The 19,022-nt window shown below is 60.3% G+C and carries 15 protein-coding genes and 1 pseudogene; 3 read left to right on the top strand and 13 right to left on the bottom strand.

Annotation, left to right across the window (positions count from 1 at the left end):
- Positions 1-89 precede the first annotated feature (89 nt).
- The 3 genes from QMX91_RS18880 to QMX91_RS18870 form a co-directional block, all read right to left on the bottom strand.
- Entirely contained in the window at positions 90-1,043 is a 954-nt protein-coding gene (locus tag QMX91_RS18880; protein WP_003221371.1) for an adenosine deaminase, read from the bottom strand.
- Positions 1,044-1,125: 82 nt separating this feature from the next.
- Positions 1,126-2,091: a 2-oxoglutarate and iron-dependent oxygenase domain-containing protein gene (locus QMX91_RS18875; RefSeq protein ID WP_282413178.1), complete on the bottom strand. Its 966-nt coding sequence runs from the start codon at positions 2,089-2,091 to the stop codon at positions 1,126-1,128.
- A 144-nt stretch (positions 2,092-2,235) separates the two neighbouring features.
- Positions 2,236-3,309, bottom strand: a complete 1,074-nt coding sequence (locus QMX91_RS18870; protein WP_098967079.1) for a BMP family ABC transporter substrate-binding protein — start codon at positions 3,307-3,309, stop codon at positions 2,236-2,238.
- A 287-nt stretch (positions 3,310-3,596) separates the two neighbouring features.
- Here QMX91_RS18870 and QMX91_RS18865 point away from each other — a divergent pair, with 287 nt between their 5' ends.
- The gene (locus QMX91_RS18865) at positions 3,597-4,688 is read left to right on the top strand and encodes a calcium:proton antiporter (RefSeq protein ID WP_098967080.1); all 1,092 of its coding nucleotides are present in this window, start codon (positions 3,597-3,599) and stop codon (positions 4,686-4,688) included.
- Between the two features lie 13 nt (positions 4,689-4,701).
- Here QMX91_RS18865 and QMX91_RS18860 read toward each other — a convergent pair.
- The 10 genes and pseudogenes from QMX91_RS18860 to QMX91_RS18815 all read right to left on the bottom strand — a co-directional run.
- Positions 4,702-4,815 (bottom strand): annotated as a pseudogene (locus QMX91_RS18860) (metal ABC transporter ATP-binding protein); the annotation flags it as partial.
- A complete protein-coding gene (locus tag QMX91_RS18855) occupies positions 4,812-6,170 on the bottom strand; it encodes an 8-oxoguanine deaminase (RefSeq protein ID WP_027613641.1) in 1,359 nt (452 codons plus the stop codon). The gene QMX91_RS18855 and the pseudogene QMX91_RS18860, both read right to left, overlap by 4 nt.
- A 259-nt stretch (positions 6,171-6,429) precedes the next feature.
- Positions 6,430-7,116 (bottom strand): SDR family oxidoreductase, encoded by a 687-nt coding sequence (locus QMX91_RS18850; RefSeq protein ID WP_282413177.1) that lies wholly within the window; start codon positions 7,114-7,116, stop codon positions 6,430-6,432.
- 248 nt (positions 7,117-7,364) lie between these two features.
- Complete coding sequence (locus QMX91_RS18845; protein ID WP_003221385.1) at positions 7,365-8,291, bottom strand: ABC transporter permease; 927 nt, start codon at positions 8,289-8,291, stop codon at positions 7,365-7,367.
- Positions 8,291-9,397: an ABC transporter permease gene (locus tag QMX91_RS18840; RefSeq protein WP_135294900.1), complete on the bottom strand. Its 1,107-nt coding sequence runs from the start codon at positions 9,395-9,397 to the stop codon at positions 8,291-8,293. The genes QMX91_RS18845 and QMX91_RS18840 overlap by 1 nt, the downstream gene beginning before the upstream one ends.
- Before the next feature lie 15 nt (positions 9,398-9,412).
- Complete coding sequence (locus QMX91_RS18835; RefSeq protein ID WP_135294901.1) at positions 9,413-10,960, bottom strand: ABC transporter ATP-binding protein; 1,548 nt, start codon at positions 10,958-10,960, stop codon at positions 9,413-9,415.
- Positions 10,961-11,566: 606 nt separating this feature from the next.
- The gene (locus QMX91_RS18830) at positions 11,567-12,148 is read right to left on the bottom strand and encodes a YigZ family protein (RefSeq protein WP_098967083.1); all 582 of its coding nucleotides are present in this window, start codon (positions 12,146-12,148) and stop codon (positions 11,567-11,569) included.
- 7 nt (positions 12,149-12,155) lie between these two features.
- A complete protein-coding gene (locus QMX91_RS18825) occupies positions 12,156-12,806 on the bottom strand; it encodes a TetR/AcrR family transcriptional regulator (RefSeq protein ID WP_027613646.1) in 651 nt (216 codons plus the stop codon).
- Between the two features lie 87 nt (positions 12,807-12,893).
- Complete coding sequence (locus QMX91_RS18820) at positions 12,894-14,282, bottom strand: nucleobase:cation symporter-2 family protein (RefSeq protein WP_210556598.1); 1,389 nt, start codon at positions 14,280-14,282, stop codon at positions 12,894-12,896.
- Between the two features lie 122 nt (positions 14,283-14,404).
- On the bottom strand, positions 14,405-15,325 hold the full coding sequence (locus QMX91_RS18815; RefSeq protein ID WP_007968115.1) for a LysR family transcriptional regulator: 921 nt from the start codon (positions 15,323-15,325) through the stop codon (positions 14,405-14,407).
- Positions 15,326-15,463: 138 nt separating this feature from the next.
- On the opposite strand from QMX91_RS18815, the gene QMX91_RS18810 reads away from it, so the two are divergent.
- Both QMX91_RS18810 and QMX91_RS18805 read left to right on the top strand, forming a co-directional pair.
- Positions 15,464-16,813, top strand: a complete 1,350-nt coding sequence (locus QMX91_RS18810; protein WP_098967086.1) for an aspartate aminotransferase family protein — start codon at positions 15,464-15,466, stop codon at positions 16,811-16,813.
- A gap of 75 nt (positions 16,814-16,888) precedes the next feature.
- Positions 16,889-18,382, top strand: a complete 1,494-nt coding sequence (locus QMX91_RS18805; protein ID WP_225137440.1) for a CoA-acylating methylmalonate-semialdehyde dehydrogenase — start codon at positions 16,889-16,891, stop codon at positions 18,380-18,382.
- The last annotated feature ends 640 nt before the right edge of the window (positions 18,383-19,022 follow it).

The following is a 19,022-nucleotide window of genomic DNA, read 5'->3' as shown; positions in this document are numbered from 1 at the left end:
CGCGAAGGCGGTGTGTCATTCAACCAATATGTCGACTGACACACCGCTTTCGCGAGCAAGCCCGCTCCCACAGGGGATTTGCTTTGTACTTACGGTTTTACCAGACGCGCATCCAGGCTGTTCTGCGCCAGGCGCTTGGCCTGATCCTGGGTCATGCCCAGGTGTTCATGCAGCGCATGGAAGTTCTCGGTGACGTAGCCGCCGAAGTACGCCGGGTCATCGGAGTTGACGGTGACCTTCACCCCACGCTCTAGCATGTCGAGGATGTTGTGCTGCGACATGTGATCGAACACGCAGAGCTTGGTGTTCGACAGCGGGCACACAGTCAACGGGATCTGCTCGTCGATGATCCGCTGCATCAGGCGCTCGTCTTCGATGGCGCGTACGCCATGGTCGATACGCTGGATCTTCAGCAGGTCGATGGCTTCCCAGATGTACTCCGGCGGGCCTTCTTCACCGGCGTGGGCGACGGTCAGGAAACCCTCGTGGCGGGCGCGGTCGAACACACGCTGGAACTTGCTTGGCGGGTGACCCATCTCGGAGCTGTCGAGACCGACGGCGACAAACGCATCACGGAACGGCAGCGCCTGATCGAGGGTTTTCTGTGCTTCGTCTTCGCTCAGGTGGCGCAGGAAGCTCAGGATCAAACCGCTGGTGATGCCCAGTTGCTGCTCGCCATCCTTGAGTGCCGCGGCGATGCCGTTGAGCACCACTTCGAACGGGATGCCCCGGTCGGTGTGGGTCTGCGGGTCGAAGAACGGTTCGGTGTGAATCACGTTCTGCGCTTTGCAGCGCAGCAGGTAGGCCCAGGTCAGGTCGTAGAAGTCCTGCGAGGTGCGCAGCACGTCGGCGCCCTGGTAATACAGGTCGAGGAATTCCTGCAGGTTGTTGAAGGCGTAGGCCTTGCGCAGGGTTTCGACATCGCTCCACGGCAGGGCGATCTTGTTGCGTTCGGCCAGGGCGAACAGCAACTCAGGCTCCAGCGAGCCTTCCAGATGCAGGTGCAGTTCGGCCTTGGGCAGGGCGTTGAGCCAATCGTACATATTCTTTTCTCATCAGGTGCAGATGGCGGCCATTCTACAGATGCGCGCCGAAACAATTGGCAAAACCTGACCAAGCGATCCATCACACCGCTTGCGGCTCGCGCCGATAGGCGTAGGTATCGGCGAAGCGCGACAGCAGGAATCCGGCGCAGGTGGTGGTCGGATATTTCGCCGGATGCTGTGCGTCCTGGCAACCGGGAAGGCATTCGATGCGGGTGTCCGGGTGCGGCTCGGCGAAGAACGGCATCGAATAGCGATCCACCCCCAGCGGACTGATCACCCGATGCGGGGTCGAGCGATAACGGTCATTGCTCCAGCGCGCCATCATGTCGCCGAGGTTGACCACGAAGGTGTCGTCAATCGGTGGCGCGTCGATCCATTCACCGTTGATGTTCTTCACTTGCAGGCCGCCGGCGCTGTCCTGGTAGAGCAGGGTGATGCAGCCGTAATCGGTGTGCGCTCCGGCGCCTTGCTGTTCGGCGCTGCTGGCGGTGTGGCGTGGTGGGTAGTGGATCATCCGCAGTACGCTGACCGGCTCAACGAAGCGCGAATCGAAGAAGTCGCGTTCGATCCCCAGCGCAATCGTCATCGCCCGCAGCAAGGTTTGCGCGAGGGCCTGCATGTCGAGGTAGTGCTGCTCCATCAGCGCTTCCCAGCCTGCTTGTGCCGGATGACGATTCGGCCCGCGCAGCGGTTTTTCCGCGAGCACCTCGGGATGATCCGCCGGCAAGTGCAGGCCCATGTCGAAGGTTTCCTTGAGGTCGCTGGGTTTGTCCGGGTCGAGCTGTTCGGTGGCGATGGCGCCGTAGCCGCGATGGTGGCGGGTCTGGGTGATGTCGATCCTGAGTTTTTCTTCGGTCGGTTGCGCAAAAAAACGCTGGGCGTGGTCGAGCAGCGAGTCGATGCGCTGTGCGGAAATCGGGTGGCCCTTGATGTAGAAAAAGCCCCATTCGCGGCAGGCTTTGTCGATCTGTGCGGCGACGGCGGGCCAGGCGTTTGGGTCGTCGTTATAGAGCGGGCTGATGTCGATGATCGGGAGCTGATCCATACACAATCCTTGAGAACACTGAAGATCCAAATGTGGGAGCGGGCTTGCTCGCGAAGGGGCCGTGTCAGTCGGCACATGCGTTGGCTGATACACCGCTTTCGCGAGCAAGCCCGCTCCCACAGGGGAATGGTGGTGGGGCCGGAATTACTTCGGCATCTCGGCCTTCATCCCTTCCACGTAATAGTTCATCGACGCCAATTCGGCATTGGTTGCGCTCACCCCAGCAGGGATCTTCTCCACGCCGGCCTGATCCTTGATCGGCCCGGTGAACGGTTGCAACTTACCGCTCTTGATGTCGGCAATGATCTGCTCGGCCTCGGCTTTCACTGGTGCCGGTACCAGATCACTGATCGGCAGTTCAACCGTGCCTTCCTTCAGCCCGCCCCAGTAGTCCTGGGATTTCCAGTTGTGGTCGATCACGCTTTGCGTGGCCTGAATGTAGTGCGGTGCCCAGTCGTTGACGATCGAAGTCAGCACCGCTTTCGGGCCGAAGTGCGCCATGTCCGAGGCGTAACCCACGGCGTACACGCCACGCCGTTCGGCGGCCTGGATCGGCGCCGGGCTGTCGGTGTGCTGGAACACCACGTCCACGCCCTGATCGATCAGCGCGTTGGCGGCGTCGGCTTCCTTGCCCGGGTCAAACCACGAGTTGACCCACACCACTTTGATCTCGGTGCCAGGGTTGTACTTGTTCAGCGCCAGCTGGATGGCGTTGATATCGCGGATCACTTCCGGAATCGGGAACGAGGCGACGTAGCCGATCTTCTTGCTCTTGGTCATCTTCGCCGCGAGAAAACCGCCGACATAACGACCCTCGTAGGTGCGCGCGAGATAGGTGCCGAGGTTCTTGTCCTGCTTGTAGCCGGTGGCGTGTTCGAAGGTGACCTTGGGAAACTGTTTGGCGACTTTCAGCGTCGGGTTCATGTAGCCGAAGGAGGTGGTGAAGATCAGGTCGTAGTTGTCCTTGGCCATGTTGCGGATCACCCGCTCGGCGTCGGCGCCCTCGGCCACGTTCTCGACGTAATTGGTGCTGATCTGCGCGCCGAATTTCTCCGCCAGTGCCTTGCGCCCCTGTTCATGCTGATACGTCCAGCCGTGGTCGCCAATCGGGCCGATGTAGACGAAACCGACCTTCAGCGGATCGGCAGCGCTGGCGCTCAGACTGATCCCCAGACCGATGGCGGCGCACAGCAGTTTATGCAGCGGACGTATTTGCATGAATTGGAGCTCCATTTTGTTGTGTGTGGTCAGGGGCAATGCAAATTGCTGACCAACAGGACAACAAACTGGTTTGAAACCGTGTGATGGCCTTCGCGAGCAGGCTCACTCCTACAAAGGATCGCATTCCTCTGTAGGAGTGAGCCTGCTCGCGATAGGGCCTTCAAGGCCAATAAAAGTGCACCTGCCAAAGGACTGCTATCAGTTGGTGCGCTAAGGTGTAACGAAACGTTAGCGCCGCGCCGCAGTCAGTAGCTCATTCGAATCTCTCGGCAAAAAGGCCCGCCATGCTCACGATCCTCAAGCAAGAAAGCTTTCTGCTGCTGGCGGTGATTGCCGCGTGCATCGCCTATCCGCTGGAACACTGGATGCTCCACAGCGGCCAGATCGTCGCGCTGGTCTGCGGTCTGGTGCTGATCGCCTTCATCGTCGCCGCCTCGATGCGCGTCGCCCATCATGCCGAACTGCTCGCAGAAAAAGTCGGCGACCCCTACGGCACGATGATCCTGACCCTCGCTGCGGTGCTGGTGGAAGTGGTGATCCTGGCGATCATGATGAGCAACGAGGCGTCCGCCACGCTGGTGCGGGACACGATCTATTCGGCGGTGATGCTCGACATCAACGGCATCCTCGGCCTCGCCGCGTTGATGGGCGGGCTCAAGCACGGCGAGCAGTCGTACAACGATGATTCGGCACGCAGCTACAGCGTGATGATCCTCACCGCCATGGGCGTATCGATGGTGGTGCCGGAGTTTATTCCGGCGGCCAACTGGAAGATTTATTCAGCGTTCACCATCGGTGCGATGGTGGTGCTTTACGCGCTGTTCCTGCGCATGCAGGTCGGGCCGCACAGTTATTTTTTCAGCTACAGCTATCCGGACAAACGCCGCAAGAAAGAGCCGGTGGAAGATGAACCGAAACCGCTGAGCCTGACCTGGTCGATCGGCATTCTGGTGTTCGGCGTGGTGGTGATCGGCGCACTGGCCGAAGTGATGTCCAAGACCCTCGATCTGGGCCTGGAAGGTACCGGTGCACCGCCGGTGATCACGGCGATTCTGGTGGCGGCGATTTCCGCGGCGCCGGAGATTCTGACGGCGTTGCGTGCCGCGTTGGCCAACCGCATGCAGTCGGTGGTGAACATTGCGATGGGCGCGTCACTGTCGACGGTGATCCTCACCGTGCCGGTGATGGAAGCGATGGCGCTGTACACCGGTCAGCCGTTTCAAATGGCGATGACCCCGGTGCAGACGGTGATGATCTTCATCACGCTGATTGTCAGTGCGATCAACCTGAATGACGGCGAGACCAATGCGATCGAGGGCATGACGCACTTTGTGCTGTTTGCGACGTTTATCATGCTGTCGCTGCTCGGCCTCTGAACCCGACGCAAAACAACTGTGGGAGCGAGCTTGCTCGCGAAAGCGGAGTATCAGTCAACTCAAGTACTGACTGACACGACGCCTTCGCGAGCAAGCTCGCTCCCACAGGGATTGGTGATCGGATCAGGTGCCGGCGATCAACTGGCGAGCCGCCTGGCTGTGATCGGCGATCAGACCCTTCAGATCCAGCCCTTCAACCTGGCCGTCCACCACGCGCCACTTGCCGCCAATCATCACCCGATCCGCACGATCGGCACCGCACAACAGCAGCGCCGAAATCGGATCATGGCTGCCCGAGAAACGCAGCTCATCGAGCTTGAACAACGCCAGATCCGCCTGCTTGCCCACCGCCAGCTCGCCAATGTCGGTACGCCCCAACAGACTCGCCGAGCCTTTGGTTGCCCAGCCGAGCACGCGTTCCGGGGTGATCTTCTCCGCGCCGTAACGCAGGCGCTGGATGTACAACGCCTGACGCGCTTCGAGAATCATGTTCGACGCGTCGTTCGAGGCCGAACCATCCACGCCGAGACCGAACAGCGCACCGGCATCGGTCAGATCGATGCTCGGGCAGATGCCGGAGGCCAGACGCATGTTCGAACTCGGGCAATGGCAGATACCGGTGCCGGCCTGGCCGAGGCGAGCGATTTCATCCGGGTTGAAGTGGATGCCATGGGCCAGCCAGGTGCGCGGGCCGAGCCAGCCGACGCTGTCCAGATAATCCACGGTGCGCAGGCCGAAACGTTGCAGGCAGAAATCCTCTTCGTCGAGGGTTTCCGCCAAGTGCGTGTGCAGGCGCACGTCGAGTTTATTCGCCAGTTCGGCGCTGGCCGACATGATTTCCGGGGTCACCGAAAAGGGCGAGCAAGGCGCCAGAGCGATCTGGATCTGCGCACCATCGCCGCGCTCGTGGTACTCGTGAATCAGGCGCTGACTGTCGTCGAGAATCACCTGACCTTCCTGCACCGTCTGTTGCGGCGGCAGACCGCCGTCCTTCTCGCCGAGGCTCATCGAACCGCGAGTGAGCATGGCGCGCATGCCCAGTTCCCGCACGGTGTCGACTTGCACGTCTATGGCGTTTTCCAGACCGTCCGGGAACAGGTAATGGTGGTCGGCGGCGGTGGTGCAACCTGACAGCAGCAGTTCAGCCAAAGCCACTTTCGTCGCGAGGGCGAGTTTTTCCGGGGTCAGCCGTGCCCACACCGGGTACAGGGTTTTCAGCCACGGGAACAGCGGCTGATTGACCACCGGCGCCCAGGCGCGAGTCAGGGTTTGATAGAAGTGGTGATGGGTGTTGATCAGGCCCGGCAGGATCACATGCTCGCGGGCATCGAACACTTCGTTGCACGGCGCGGACGGTTGCTGACCGGCCGCCAGCACTTCGACGATCACGCCGTCTTGCAGCACCAGACCGCCACGGGCATCGAGCGCGTTGGCCGTGAAAATGGCGAGGGGATTTTTTAACCAGGTACGGGTCGCAGGCATTGTGGCCGGCTCCTCTGAAAGTTGGGTTCAGGGTTGCCAGCTCAGTGTTGCCCTGTCTGCTGATCCAGGGTCGCCGCGTTGGACGAGGTGCGGAGTTTCAAACAAATCGCCGGATCGGGCAAGCCCAACCCGACAGGACACCGCCATCCCCTTGTAGGAGTGAGCCTGCTCGCGATAGCGGTCTTTCATTCAATATCATCGGTGACGGACACACTGCGATCGCGAGCAGGCTCACTCCTACAGGGAAGATCTGTGGTGCTTACCAGGGAATGGTTTCACCCTTGTAGTTGATGAAGTGATGCCCGCCCTTGCCGGTGTACGCATTCACCTGATCAATCAGCCCACGGGTGCTGGTCTCTACATCCAGGTCTGCACCTTCACCGCCCATATCCGTCTTCACCCAGCCCGGGTGCAGCGACAACACGGTGAGTTTCTGCTCGCCCAACCGGGTGACAAAACTGTTGGTCATCGAGTTCAGCGCGGCCTTGCTCGCCTTGTACAGCGCCAGCTCCGGGGCGTCGGGTACGGTGACGCTGCCCAGGCCGGAACTCATGAACGCCAGCACGCCGGTGCCATCGCGGATCTGCCCGACGAAGCGTTGCGCCAGGTTGATCGGCGCCACGGCGTTGGTGAAAAACAGTTGCCCGACTTCGGCCAGTGTCGCGCCGCCCGGGGTTTGCACTTCAGGGCCTTTGACCCCGGCGTTGACGAACAGCAGGTCGAAGGTCTCGCCCTTGAGCTGCTGGCTCAGGGCGATCACCGCTTGCTGGTCGTCCATGTCGAGTTTCTCGATCCGCACCTTGCCCAGCGCTTGCAGCGCCTCGGCCTTTTGCGGATTGCGCACGGTGGCGGTCACATGCCAGCCATCGGCCAGCAGGGTTTTCACCAACCCGAGGCCCAAGCCACGGGAGGCGCCGATGATCAGTGCGTTTTTTGCCTGGGACATGACTCGGTTCCTTGAAGATTACGGTTCACGGATTCAATGGACACGCCTGACCCAGCCGTAGTTGCAGTACTCGTCGCAACACATCGAGCCGGGTCTCAAAAGAGCTGTTGATCCCGAAGCATACTCCAGGCTCTAGCGTGGTTGCTTCTCGAATTCGCAGGCCGCTCAGCGGTGTTCGCAAATCATGTACACAACATGGACACTGTGGGAGCGGGCTTGCCAGCGATGAGGCCCGTGGCATCACCACCCTAATGCCCGGCCTGCCACGGCTGCCCCAACGACACCGGCGCATACAACCGGGTACGAACGGCATCCCGTGACAACAGCACCAACACCACAATCGTCGCCACATACGGCAGCATCGCCAGCAGACTCGACGGAATCGCCAGCCCCAAGCCCTGCGCCACCAGATGCAGGATGCTGGCGAGGCCAAACAGATAAGCCCCGAGCAACAAGCGCCACACCCGCCAACTGGCAAACACCACCAGCGCCAGGGCAATCCAGCCGCGTCCGGCGGTCATGTTCTCGGCCCACATCGGCGTGTACGCCAGCGACAGATACGCCCCGGCCAACCCGGCCATCGCCCCGCCGAACAGCACCGCCAGCGTGCGCACGGTCAGCACCGGCAGGCCCATCGCACTGGCCGCGTCCGGGTTCTCACCAACGGCCTGAATGATCAGCCCGACACGGCTTTTGATGATCACCCAAGCCACCAGCGCAAACAGCGCGAACGACAGGTACACCAGCAAGTCCTGAGCAAACAGCATGCGCCCGATCAGCGGAATCTCACTCAAGTACGGAATCGCCAACGGCTCGAATCCGGCCAACGGCTTGCCGACCCACGCCGCGCCGACAAAGGTCGACAGGCCCACACCGAAGATCGTCAGCGCCAGCCCGGTCGCCACCTGATTGGCGTTGAACACCAGCGCCACCAGGGCAAACAGCGAAGACAAGAGCATCCCCGCGAGCATCGCCAGCAACACGCCGAGCCACAGGTTGCCGCTGTTGAGGGCGACGATAAAACCGATCACCGCGCCAAACAGCATCATTCCTTCCTGCCCGAGGTTGAGCACGCCGCTCTTCTCGCAGATCAACTCACCCAGCGCCACCAACAACAGCGGCGTGCCGCAGCGCACCATGGCGTAGAAAATATTGCTCAGCAGATCGATATCCATCACAGCGCTCCGGCGGTTACGGCGGTGGTCGACGTGCGCCGTGCCCAGCGCAGTTTCAGGCGTGGCCGATAGAGAATCAGCACGTCGCAGGCCAGCAGGAAAAACAGCATCATTCCCTGGAATAGTTGGGTGATCGCTTGCGGCAGATTCAGGGTCATCTGCGCGCTCTCGCCGCCGATGTACAGCAGCGCCATCAACAGGCTTGAGAACAGAATCCCGATCGGGTTCAACCGTCCGAGAAACGCCACGGTGATTGCTGCATAGCCATAGCCCGGCGAGACTTGCGGCACCAATTGCCCGATCGGCCCGGTCACTTCGCAAACCCCGGCCAGCCCGGCCAAACCACCGCTGATCAACAGCGCGAGCCAGATCAGATGCTTCTCGCGAAAGCCGACAAAACCTGCGGCACGTTTATCCAGACCTAGCACTTTGATCTGGAAACCGACAAAGCTTTTCTGCAACAACACCCACACCGCAACCAGTGCGAGCAAAGCGAAATACACCCCGGCGTGCACCCGGCCATCCTCCATCAGCAGCGGCAGGCGACTGGCGTCGCCGAACATCGCCGACTCGGGAAAGTTGTACCCGGCCGGATCCTTCAGCGGCCCGTGCACGCAGAACAGCAACAGGTTCAGCGCGATGTAATTGAGCATGATGCTGGTGAGGATTTCGTTGGCGTTGAAGCGCGTGCGCAGCCATGCCGTCAGCCCGGCCCAAGCGGCCCCGGCGAAAGTGCCGGTGAGCAGAATCAGCACCAGCGCCCAACGGCTTTGCAGGTCGATGATGTTCACCGCCAAGGCACTGCCGGCGAGTGCGCCGAGGAGCAATTGGCCTTCGGCGCCGATGTTCCAGATTCGCGCTTGATAAGCCACCGCCAGACCGAGTGCACAAAGCAGAATCGGCAGCGCCTTGACCAGCAGTTCGGAGACGCCATACAGATCGCTGACCGGTGCGATCAACAACGTGTGCAAGGTTTGCAGCGGGTCATGTCCCAGAGCGATGAACAACAGCGAGCCGCAACCGAGGGTCAGCAGTGCTGCCAGCAACGGCGAGCACCACAACATCAGGCGCGATTGTTGGCCACGGGGTTCGAGGGAAAGCAGCATGTTGGGAAAACTCCGTCAGGCCGTGGCCGATGAATGCGTGGGGTTGATGTGCCCGGCCATCCAGCTGCCGACATCGCTCAGCAGGGTGTCGGTGGTGTTCTGCAGCGGCGACAGACGCCCGGCGCACAGGGCGCCGAGGCGGTCGCTGATCTGGAACAGTTCGTCGAGGTCTTCGGAGATCACCAGGATCGCCGCGCCGGCATCGCGCAGGGCAATCAGCGCGCGGTGAATGGTCGCCGCCGCGCCCACGTCGACGCCCCAAGTCGGGTGCGCGGCGATCAGCAGTTTCGGTTGCTGGAGAATTTCCCGGCCGAGAATGAATTTCTGCAGATTGCCGCCGGACAGGCTGCGCGCGGCCGCGTGAGTGCCCGGGGTTTTCACCCCGAAGCGCTGAATGATCTGTTGGGCGAGGGCTTCGACTTTACTGCGCTCGATCAAACCGTTGCGCACCAGCCCCTGTTGAAAGGCCGTGAGCAAGGCGTTGTCGGCAAGGCTCAGTTCCGGCACTGCGCCGTGGCCCAGGCGTTCTGCCGGGACGAACGCCAGACCGAGTTGGCGCCGCGCATCCGGACGCAAATCGGCGACCGCTTGCCCGGCGAAACAAATGGTTGTCGCGCTGTCGCGGGGCAGGGTTTGTTCACCGCTGAGCAGGGCGAGCAACTCATCCTGGCCATTGCCCGCGACCCCGGCGATACCGACGATTTCGCCGCCGCGCACTTGCAGGTTGATGTCGCTCAACGAGCAGCCGAAGGGATCGGGGTTGTGCCAGCTCAAGCCGTTGACCTGTAGAAAGTCCGCGCCGCCACTGACCTTCGGATATTCGCCGATCAACGCCGCCGCTTCGCCGACCATCATCTGCGCCAATTGCTGATCCGAGCATTCGGCCGGCCGGCAATGCCCGGCGACCCGCCCGCCGCGCAAAACCGTGGCGTTATGGCACAGGGCGCGCACTTCCGCGAGCTTGTGGCTGATAAACAGAATGCTGCAGCCCTCTGCGGCGAGGCGGCGCAGGGTGATGAACAGTTCGTCGGCCTCTTGTGGCGTCAGCACCGACGTCGGCTCGTCGAGGATCAGCAGGCGAATGTCCTGCATCAGGCAGCGAATGATCTCCACTCGTTGCCGCTCGCCAATCGACAGGCTGTGGACAAGTCGCTCCGGCTCCAGCGCCATGCCGTAGCGGCGCGACACTTCGCGAATTTTCGGCTCAAGCTGTTTCGGCGTACCGGCCTCGGCGCCCATTGCCAGAGCAATGTTCTGCGCGACGCTGAGGGTTTCGAACAGCGAGAAATGCTGAAACACCATGCCGATCCCCAACTGCCGGGCCTGCGCCGGGTTGCGGATATTCACCCGCTGGCCCTGCCAGAGCATTTCGCCGATATCGGCCTGGGTGACGCCATAGATGATCTTCATCAGCGTGCTTTTACCCGCGCCGTTCTCACCGAGCAGTGCGTGGATTTCTCCCGGCGCGATGCTCAGGTCGATGGCGTCATTGGCCAGACAACCGGGGTAGCGTTTGCTGATCTGGCGCAGTTGCAGGCGCGGCGTTGAATCTGGGCTTGGCATGACAGGCTCGACTGACTTGGAGTTGTGCCTGTGGATAAAGCAATTTCCTGGCCATTGAGTCAGGAACGCCCGCCGTAACTGTTGCCGCGTGCCGGCGGCAGAGCGTCGCGCTGAAAAACGCAGGAGGAGCCGGCACCAATTCAGCGCAAAGCTGTTGATCCGGCTCCATTTTTGCACCGTGACGAACTGGTTAAAAAACGAGCAGCCGGGTCGAAGCTATACAGAACCTGCGACTGCGCCAGCCATGAACGGCTTATCCACAGGTTGTTCCACAGTATTTGTGCGCAATTGGAAATCCTTGGCATAAGCGCTGGGATGCTATCTCCCAATGGTGATAAAAAGCGCTAACTATCTGTTTTTACGTGGGATTTATCTTTTTTCATGCGCAGTGGACGAAAAGTGAGCAAATCGCGCAAAGCCACGTGACAGAAGGGTTACAGCCATATGTGCTCAGGTTATCCACAGTCGGGTGCACAGCAGATGTGGGCAAGTTGCTGGAATAAAGAAATCCGTCGATGCCCTAAAAGATCGCAGCCTTCGGCGGCTCTTACTGGGAAACACTAAGTCCTGTGCAGGAGCTGCCGAAGGCTGTGATCTTTTGCTCTTCTAACGCTGCAGCACAATCCGCCCACGGCTCAAATCCGCCAGTTGCGTTTGCAACAACTCGATCTGCGCCTCACCCACTGCCAACTGCAACTCAACACCATTGGCAGTGAAGTTTTCTTCCACTACCAAGCCAGCCAGATCCGCCACCCGCAGCTTCACCAACGCCAACTCGGCAAAGCCGCAGGCACAACTGAGCGGCACACGGCTGATCAACTCGACTTTTGCCGCCGCTTGCAGGCACTTGTTCGCGCCGCCGCCATAGGCTCGGGCCAAACCGCCGGTGCCCAGTTGAATGCCGCCATACCAGCGGATCACCAGCACCGCGACCTGATCGCAATCCTGCGCTTCGATGGCCGCCAGAATCGGCCGTCCGGCGGTGCCGCCGGGTTCGCCGTCGTCGTTGCTGCGGTATTGCGCACCGAGTTTCCACGCCCAGCAGTTGTGCGAGGCATTCAAGTCGCTGTGTTGTTCGAAGAACGCCTGCGCGTCTGCGGGGCTGCCGATCGGCGCGGCGACGGTGATGAAGCGGCTTTTGCGAATCTCTTCGCGGTACTCGCAAAAACCGCTGAGGGTGAAAGGCATAAACGTCTTAAATAGTCGGGGTGAGGCCGCAGCCTTTGAGAATGATGCGGATCAGGTTGTTGCCGGCGTCTTCCATGTCCTGCTTGGTCAACTTGCTGCGACCGCTGACGCGACAGATCTGCGTGGCGAAGTCTGCGTAATGCTGGGTGCTGCCCCACAGCAGGAAAATCAGGTGCACCGGATCCACCGGATCCATCTTGCCGGCATCGATCCAGGCCTGGAACACTGCCGCGCGGCCCTGGAACCAGGCGCGGTAATCCTGGTTGAAATACTCGGTCAGGCATTCGCCGCCACTGATCACTTCCATCGCAAAGATCCGCGAGGCCTGCGGCTGACGGCGGGAGAATTCCATCTTGGCGCGAATGTAGCGGGTCAGCGCTTCGGCCGGATCATCCTCGGCGGTCAGGGTGTTGAAGGTGCTGTCCCACAGCTCGATGATGTTGCTCAGCACCGCCACGTACAACCCAAGCTTGTTGGTGAAGTAGTAATGCAGATTCGCCTTGGGCAACCCGGCATTCTGCGCGATGGTGTTCATGCTGGTGCCTTTGTAACCGTGACGGGCGAACTCGTCTTCGGCGGCTTTGAGGATGGTCTCTTCGTTCTTCTGACGAATGCGGCTGGCGGGTTTGCCGCCGTGAGCAGGGACTTCAAAGGTCATAGGCACTTCCGGTTTGTCTGTGGGTGCAACCAGTTGCGTTGATAACGCACCCACAGGCATCCGACAAGTCCTGATGCAATAAAACCGTTACGCCTGTTCGATCTTGTTCAGCGCTGCGGCGGATTCGACGCGGGTGGTTTTCGCCTCCGGCAGCAACAGGCACAGGATGATCGCGGTCAGGCCACCGCTGGTGATCGCCGAATCGAACAGGTTTTGCACCAGTTTCGGTAACAGGTGCAACAGGTTCGGTTGCGCGGCAATGCCCAGGCCGACGCCGAGCGAGGTGGCGATGATCAGCATGCTGCGTCGGTCCAGCGGCGACTGTGCAAGGATCCGCACCCCGGCCGCTGCTACGCTGCCGAACATCACCAGCGTGGCGCCACCGAGCACCGGTTTGGGGATCTGCTGCAGCACCGCGCCGATCATGGGGAACAGACCGAGACAAAACAGGATCGCGCCGATGTACAGCCCGACATAGCGGCTGGCCACGCCGGTCAACTGGATCACGCCGTTGTTCTGCGCAAACGTGGTGTTGGGAAAGGCGCTGAAGGTGGCGGCGATCATGCAGCTCACGCCGTCACCGAGCACACCACCACGCAAACGACTTATATAAGAGGGGCCGCTGATCGGCTGGCGGGCGAGCATGCAGTTGGCCGTGAGGTCGCCGACGGTTTCGATGGTGCTGATCAGATAAATCAGCGCGACGGGCAGGAAAGCGGTCCAGTCGAAGCTGAAACCGAACTTGAACGGTGTGGGAAGACTGACCAAGGGCAAGTCAGGCAATGCCTGCGGAACCAGTTTCCCGCTGAACCACGCGGCCAGACTGCCGAGCAGCAGTCCGATAATGATGGCCGACAGCCGCACCCACGGCGTGTTCGAGCGGTTGAGCAGGATGATCGTCAGCAACACGAACACCCCCAGCGCCAGATTGCCCGGCGCGCCGAAGTCCGGCGCATTGAATCCACCGCCCAGATCGGTGATGCCGACCTTGATCAGACTGACGCCGATCAGAGTAATAACAATCCCGGTCACCAGCGGCGTAACAACCCGGCGTAATTGACCGATGAAACGGCTGAGGACGATCTGCACCACGGCGCCGAAAAAGCATACGCCGAAGATCATCGCCAGAATGTCTTCCGGGCTGCCGCCACGCTGCTTGACCAGAAACCCGGCCGACAGCACCGCGCCGAGGAAGGCGAAACTGGTGCCCTGCAAACAGATCATCCCGGCGCCGATGCCGAACGGCCGCCGCGCTTGAATAAAGGTGCCGACCCCGGAAACCATCAGCGCCATGCTGATCAGGTACGGCAAGTGTGCGGTCAGGCCGAGGGCCGAGCCGATCACCAGCGGTGGGGTGATGATGCCGACGAAACTGGCGAGAACGTGTTGCAGGGCGGCGAGGATTGCGGCGGGTGGTTTTGGGCGGTCGTCGAGGCCGTAGATCAGGTCGCTGGACGGTTCAGAATCTGGCTGCATGGCTTAAGGCTTCTTGTTGAAGGATCGGGGTTGATCCTGCTTTGCAAAAAGCTGTCCACTTGCTCAGGTTATTCAGTGATTTTGTGGTTGAAAACCTGATCTGTCGGGCCTTGCAGGATTTTTCAACGCGTCGCCGCCAGACTCTCCAGAAAACTTTCCAGCACCAAATGAGGGCGCCGCCCCTTGCGCGTGACCGATGCCAGACTCAAATCATAAAAACGTGTCGTCGATTTCAGCGCACGCAAGCGACCTTGCTGCACCCACAGGCTGGCGTAATGATCCGGCAGATAACCGATATAACGCCCGGTCAAAATCAGAAACGCCATGCCCTCACGGTCGGACGCACTGGCGGTGCAATTGAGCGCCTGGTAATGCGCCTGAATCTCCGCCGGCAAACGAAAGGTCGGGGCAATCGCATCCTGGCTATTAAGGCGCTCGTCATCCAGCTGCTTGTCATCCACATAAAACAGCGGATGACCCACCGCGCAATAAAGCAGTGAGCGTTCGCTGTACAACGGCTGATATTCCAGCCCCGACAGTGCGCTGGCCTGCGGCACCACGCCGACATGCAGGCGACCGTCGAGCACGCCTTGTTCGACCTCGTTGGGAGCGATCATGCGAATCTGGATCTGCACGTCCGGCCCGCGTTCCTTCAACTGTGCGAGGGCATGGGTGATGCGCATGTGGGGCAGGGTGACGAGGTTGTCGGTCAGGCCAATGATCAACTCGCCACGCAGGTGTTGGTGCAGGCCGTTGACCTCGGTGCGGAAACTTTCCAGCGCACTTAACAGTTGCAGCGCTGACTGATAAACCTCGCGGCCCTCTTCGGTCAGCGAGAACCCGGCGCGGCCGCGTTGGCACAAACGCAGGCCAAGGCGCTGTTCGAGATCGCTCATCTGCTGGCTGATCGCCGAGCGCCCGATGCCGAGCACGGTTTCCGCCGCCGAGAAGCCGCCGCACTCCACCACGCTGCGGAAAATCCGCAGCAGGCGAATATCAAAATCACTGACCTGGGCCAGCGGATCGGGGCGGCGACTGCTCATGCTGTTGTTCTCATTGTTTAGCAGGCTTCTAACTGAAGGTTAGAAAAGTTGGATTTCACCGACTTTATCCGCATGGCAATTTAGCTGCAACAACGCTTTTTATCTCCCTGATGCTTATGCCCTGCGAGGTTTTGCCCGATGAACATGCCTGAAAACGCGCCGTCGCCACTGGCCAGCCAACTGAAGCTGGACGCGCACTGGATGCCGTACACCGCCAACCGCAACTTCCAGCGCGATCCGCGTCTGATTGTGGGTGCCGAAGGCAGCTGGCTGTTCGATGACAAGGGCCGCAAGATCTACGATTCGCTGTCCGGTCTGTGGACCTGCGGCGCCGGGCACACCCGCAAGGAAATCCAGGAAGCGGTATCCAAACAACTGGGCACCCTCGATTACTCGCCAGGCTTCCAGTACGGCCATCCGCTGTCGTTCCAGTTGGCGGAAAAGATCACTGAGCTGACTCCGGGCAACCTGAACCACGTGTTCTTCACCGACTCCGGTTCCGAGTGCGCCGACACTGCGGTGAAGATGGTTCGTGCCTACTGGCGTCTGAAAGGTCAGTCAACCAAGACCAAAATGATCGGCCGTGCCCGTGGCTACCACGGTGTGAACATCGCCGGCACCAGCCTTGGCGGCGTCAACGGCAACCGTAAGCTGTTCGGTCAGGCGATGATGGATGTCGATCACCTGCCGCACACGCTGCTGGCCAGCAACGCATTCTCCCGTGGCATGCCGGAGCAGGGCGGTATCGCCCTGGCCGATGAGCTGCTGAAGTTGATCGAACTGCACGACGCGTCGAACATCGCGGCGGTCTTCGTTGAACCGATGGCCGGTTCCGCTGGCGTACTGGTTCCGCCTCAGGGTTACCTGAAGCGTCTGCGCGAGATCTGCGATCAGCACAACATCCTGCTGGTATTCGACGAAGTGATTACCGGTTTCGGCCGTACCGGTTCGATGTTCGGTGCCGAGAGCTTTGGCGTGACCCCGGACCTGATGTGCATCGCCAAGCAAGTCACCAACGGCGCGATTCCGATGGGCGCGGTGATTGCCAGCTCCGAGATCTACCAGACCTTCATGAATCAGCCGACTCCGGAATACGCGGTGGAATTCCCCCACGGCTACACCTACTCGGCCCACCCGGTGGCGTGCGCCGCTGGCCTGGCGGCACTCGACCTGCTGCAAAAGGAAAACCTGGTGCAGAGCGTGGCCGAGGTTGCACCGCATTTCGAAAATGCCCTGCACGGTCTGAAAGGTTCGAAGAACGTCATCGACATCCGTAACTACGGCCTGGCCGGTGCGATCCAGATTGCCCATCGTGATGGCGACGCCATCGTGCGTCCGTTCGAAGCGGGCATGGCCCTGTGGAAAGCCGGGTTCTACGTGCGCTTCGGCGGCGACACCCTGCAGTTCGGCCCAACTTTCAACAGCAAGCCGCAAGACCTCGATCGTCTGTTCGACGCGGTTGGCGAAGTGCTGAACAAGCTCGACTGATTTTCCCTCTATATATACCTGCGAATAACAGGCGCCCCATGTGGGCGTCTGTACACAAGAATTCAGGAGTTTTCGATGAGCGTTATCCCGCATTTGATCAATGGCGAACTGGTGACCGAGCACGGTCGCGCGGTTGATGTGTTCAACCCGTCCACCGGTCAGGCGATCCACAAGCTGCCGCTGGCCACCCGCGAAACCATTCAACACGCGATCGACGCCGCCAAGGCTGCATTCCCGGCATGGCGCAACACCCCGCCGGCGAAACGTGCCCAGGTGATGTTCCGCTTCAAGCAACTGCTGGAGCAGAACGAAGCGCGTATCTCGCAATTGATCAGCGAAGAACACGGCAAGACCCTCGAAGACGCCGCCGGTGAACTGAAGCGCGGTATCGAGAACGTCGAGTTCGCCTGCGCCGCCCCGGAAATCCTCAAGGGCGAATACAGCCGCAACGTCGGCCCTAACATTGACGCCTGGTCGGACTTCCAGCCACTGGGCGTGGTTGCCGGCATCACGCCATTCAACTTCCCGGCGATGGTCCCACTGTGGATGTACCCACTGGCGATCGTCTGCGGCAACTGCTTCATCCTCAAACCGTCCGAGCGTGACCCAAGCTCGACGCTGCTGATCGCTCAACTGCTGATCGAAGCCGGTCTGCCGAAAGGTGTGTTGAGCGTGGTGCATGGCGACAAGACTGCAGTGGACGCGCTGATTGAAGCGCCGGAAGTCAAAGCGCTGAGCTTTGTTGGTTCGACGCCGATTGCCGAATACATCTATGCCGAAGGTACCAAGCGCGGCAAACGCGTTCAGGCACTGGGCGGCGCGAAGAACCATGCGGTGCTGATGCCGGATGCGGATCTGGACAACGCGGTCAGCGCGCTGATGGGCGCGGCCTACGGTTCTTGCGGTGAGCGCTGCATGGCGATTTCGGTCGCAGTGTGTGTCGGCGATCAGGTAGCGGATGCGCTGGTGGCGAAACTGGTTCCACAGATCAAGGCGCTGAAAATCGGTGCCGGCACTTCGTGCGGTCTGGACATGGGCCCACTGGTGACCGGTCAGGCGCGGGACAAGGTCAGCGGCTATGTCGATGACGGTGTGGCCGCGGGTGCGACCCTGGTGGTCGACGGTCGCGGCTTGAGCATTCCGGGTAACGAAGAGGGCTTCTTCCTCGGCGGCTGCCTGTTCGACAACGTTACCCCTGAAATGCGCATCTATAAGGAAGAGATCTTCGGGCCGGTGTTGTGCGTGGTTCGGGTCAACAGCCTGGAAGAGGCGATGAAGCTGATCAACGATCACGAATACGGTAACGGCACCTGCATCTTTACCCGTGACGGTGAAGCGGCGCGTCTGTTCTGCGACGAGATCGAAGTCGGCATGGTCGGCGTCAACGTACCGCTGCCGGTTCCGGTGGCTTACCACAGCTTCGGCGGCTGGAAGCGCTCGCTGTTCGGCGACCTGCATGCCTATGGCCCGGATGGTGTGCGCTTCTATACCCGTCGCAAGGCCATCACCCAGCGCTGGCCGCAGCGTGCGAGCCATGAAGCTTCGCAATTCGCGTTCCCTAGCTTGTAAGTAGCAGGGCATGACGAAGGCCGACCTCTAGAGGTCGGCCTTCGTGTTTTCGGGTTTTTTTGACCGATATGACAGAAATGTGAAAAAAGCGGTTGACGGCAGATTCTGGAGGTCTATAATTCGCCCCACTTCCGGCGCAGTCGAAACGGAAAACTCCTTGAGATTCAGCGAGTTACGCAGTTTTCGGCAGTGGCTTGCTTCAGTTCATCGAAGCCTGGAAGGAGTTGAAAGAGCGGTGATGTTTGGCTCTTTTGACGGTTCGATCTTCTCGGTCGAAAGCGGAGAAAAGAGGTGTTGACAGCAGCGTGTAACGCTGTAGAATTCGCCTCCCGCTAACGAGAGATCGGAAGCGCAAGTGGTTGAAGTTGTTGAAGAAATCTTCGAAAACTTCTAAAAATAATCACTTGACAGCAAATGAGGCTGCTGTAGAATGCGCGCCTCGGTTGAGACGAAAGATCTTAACCAACCGCTCTTTAACAACTGAATCAAGCAATTCGTGTGGGTGCTTGTGGGGTCAGACTGATAGTCAACAAGATTATCAGCATCACAAGTTACTCCGCGAGAAATCAAAGATGTAACCAACGATTGCTGAGCCAAGTTTAGGGTTTCTTAAAAACCCAAAGATGTTTGAACTGAAGAG

It is taken from the genome of Pseudomonas sp. PS01299 (genome assembly GCF_029960145.1).
In the GTDB taxonomy this organism is placed as follows: Bacteria; Pseudomonadota; Gammaproteobacteria; order Pseudomonadales; family Pseudomonadaceae; genus Aquipseudomonas; species Aquipseudomonas putida_A.
The sequence above is the reverse complement of the archived record's forward strand: the minus strand, read 5'-3'. Positions and strand labels throughout refer to the sequence as shown.

Coding starts and splice junctions, on each gene's coding strand:
- QMX91_RS18880 (WP_003221371.1), bottom strand. CDS start 1,043: ATGTACGATTGGCTCAACGCCCTGCCCAAGGCCGAACTGCACCTGCAT.
- QMX91_RS18875 (WP_282413178.1), bottom strand. CDS start 2,091: ATGGATCAGCTCCCGATCATCGACATCAGCCCGCTCTATAACGACGAC.
- QMX91_RS18870 (WP_098967079.1), bottom strand. CDS start 3,309: ATGCAAATACGTCCGCTGCATAAACTGCTGTGCGCCGCCATCGGTCTG.
- QMX91_RS18865 (WP_098967080.1), top strand. CDS start 3,597: ATGCTCACGATCCTCAAGCAAGAAAGCTTTCTGCTGCTGGCGGTGATT.
- QMX91_RS18855 (WP_027613641.1), bottom strand. CDS start 6,170: ATGCCTGCGACCCGTACCTGGTTAAAAAATCCCCTCGCCATTTTCACG.
- QMX91_RS18850 (WP_282413177.1), bottom strand. CDS start 7,116: ATGTCCCAGGCAAAAAACGCACTGATCATCGGCGCCTCCCGTGGCTTG.
- QMX91_RS18845 (WP_003221385.1), bottom strand. CDS start 8,291: ATGGATATCGATCTGCTGAGCAATATTTTCTACGCCATGGTGCGCTGC.
- QMX91_RS18840 (WP_135294900.1), bottom strand. CDS start 9,397: ATGCTGCTTTCCCTCGAACCCCGTGGCCAACAATCGCGCCTGATGTTG.
- QMX91_RS18835 (WP_135294901.1), bottom strand. CDS start 10,960: ATGCCAAGCCCAGATTCAACGCCGCGCCTGCAACTGCGCCAGATCAGC.
- QMX91_RS18830 (WP_098967083.1), bottom strand. CDS start 12,148: ATGCCTTTCACCCTCAGCGGTTTTTGCGAGTACCGCGAAGAGATTCGC.
- QMX91_RS18825 (WP_027613646.1), bottom strand. CDS start 12,806: ATGACCTTTGAAGTCCCTGCTCACGGCGGCAAACCCGCCAGCCGCATT.
- QMX91_RS18820 (WP_210556598.1), bottom strand. CDS start 14,282: ATGCAGCCAGATTCTGAACCGTCCAGCGACCTGATCTACGGCCTCGAC.
- QMX91_RS18815 (WP_007968115.1), bottom strand. CDS start 15,325: ATGAGCAGTCGCCGCCCCGATCCGCTGGCCCAGGTCAGTGATTTTGAT.
- QMX91_RS18810 (WP_098967086.1), top strand. CDS start 15,464: ATGAACATGCCTGAAAACGCGCCGTCGCCACTGGCCAGCCAACTGAAG.
- QMX91_RS18805 (WP_225137440.1), top strand. CDS start 16,889: ATGAGCGTTATCCCGCATTTGATCAATGGCGAACTGGTGACCGAGCAC.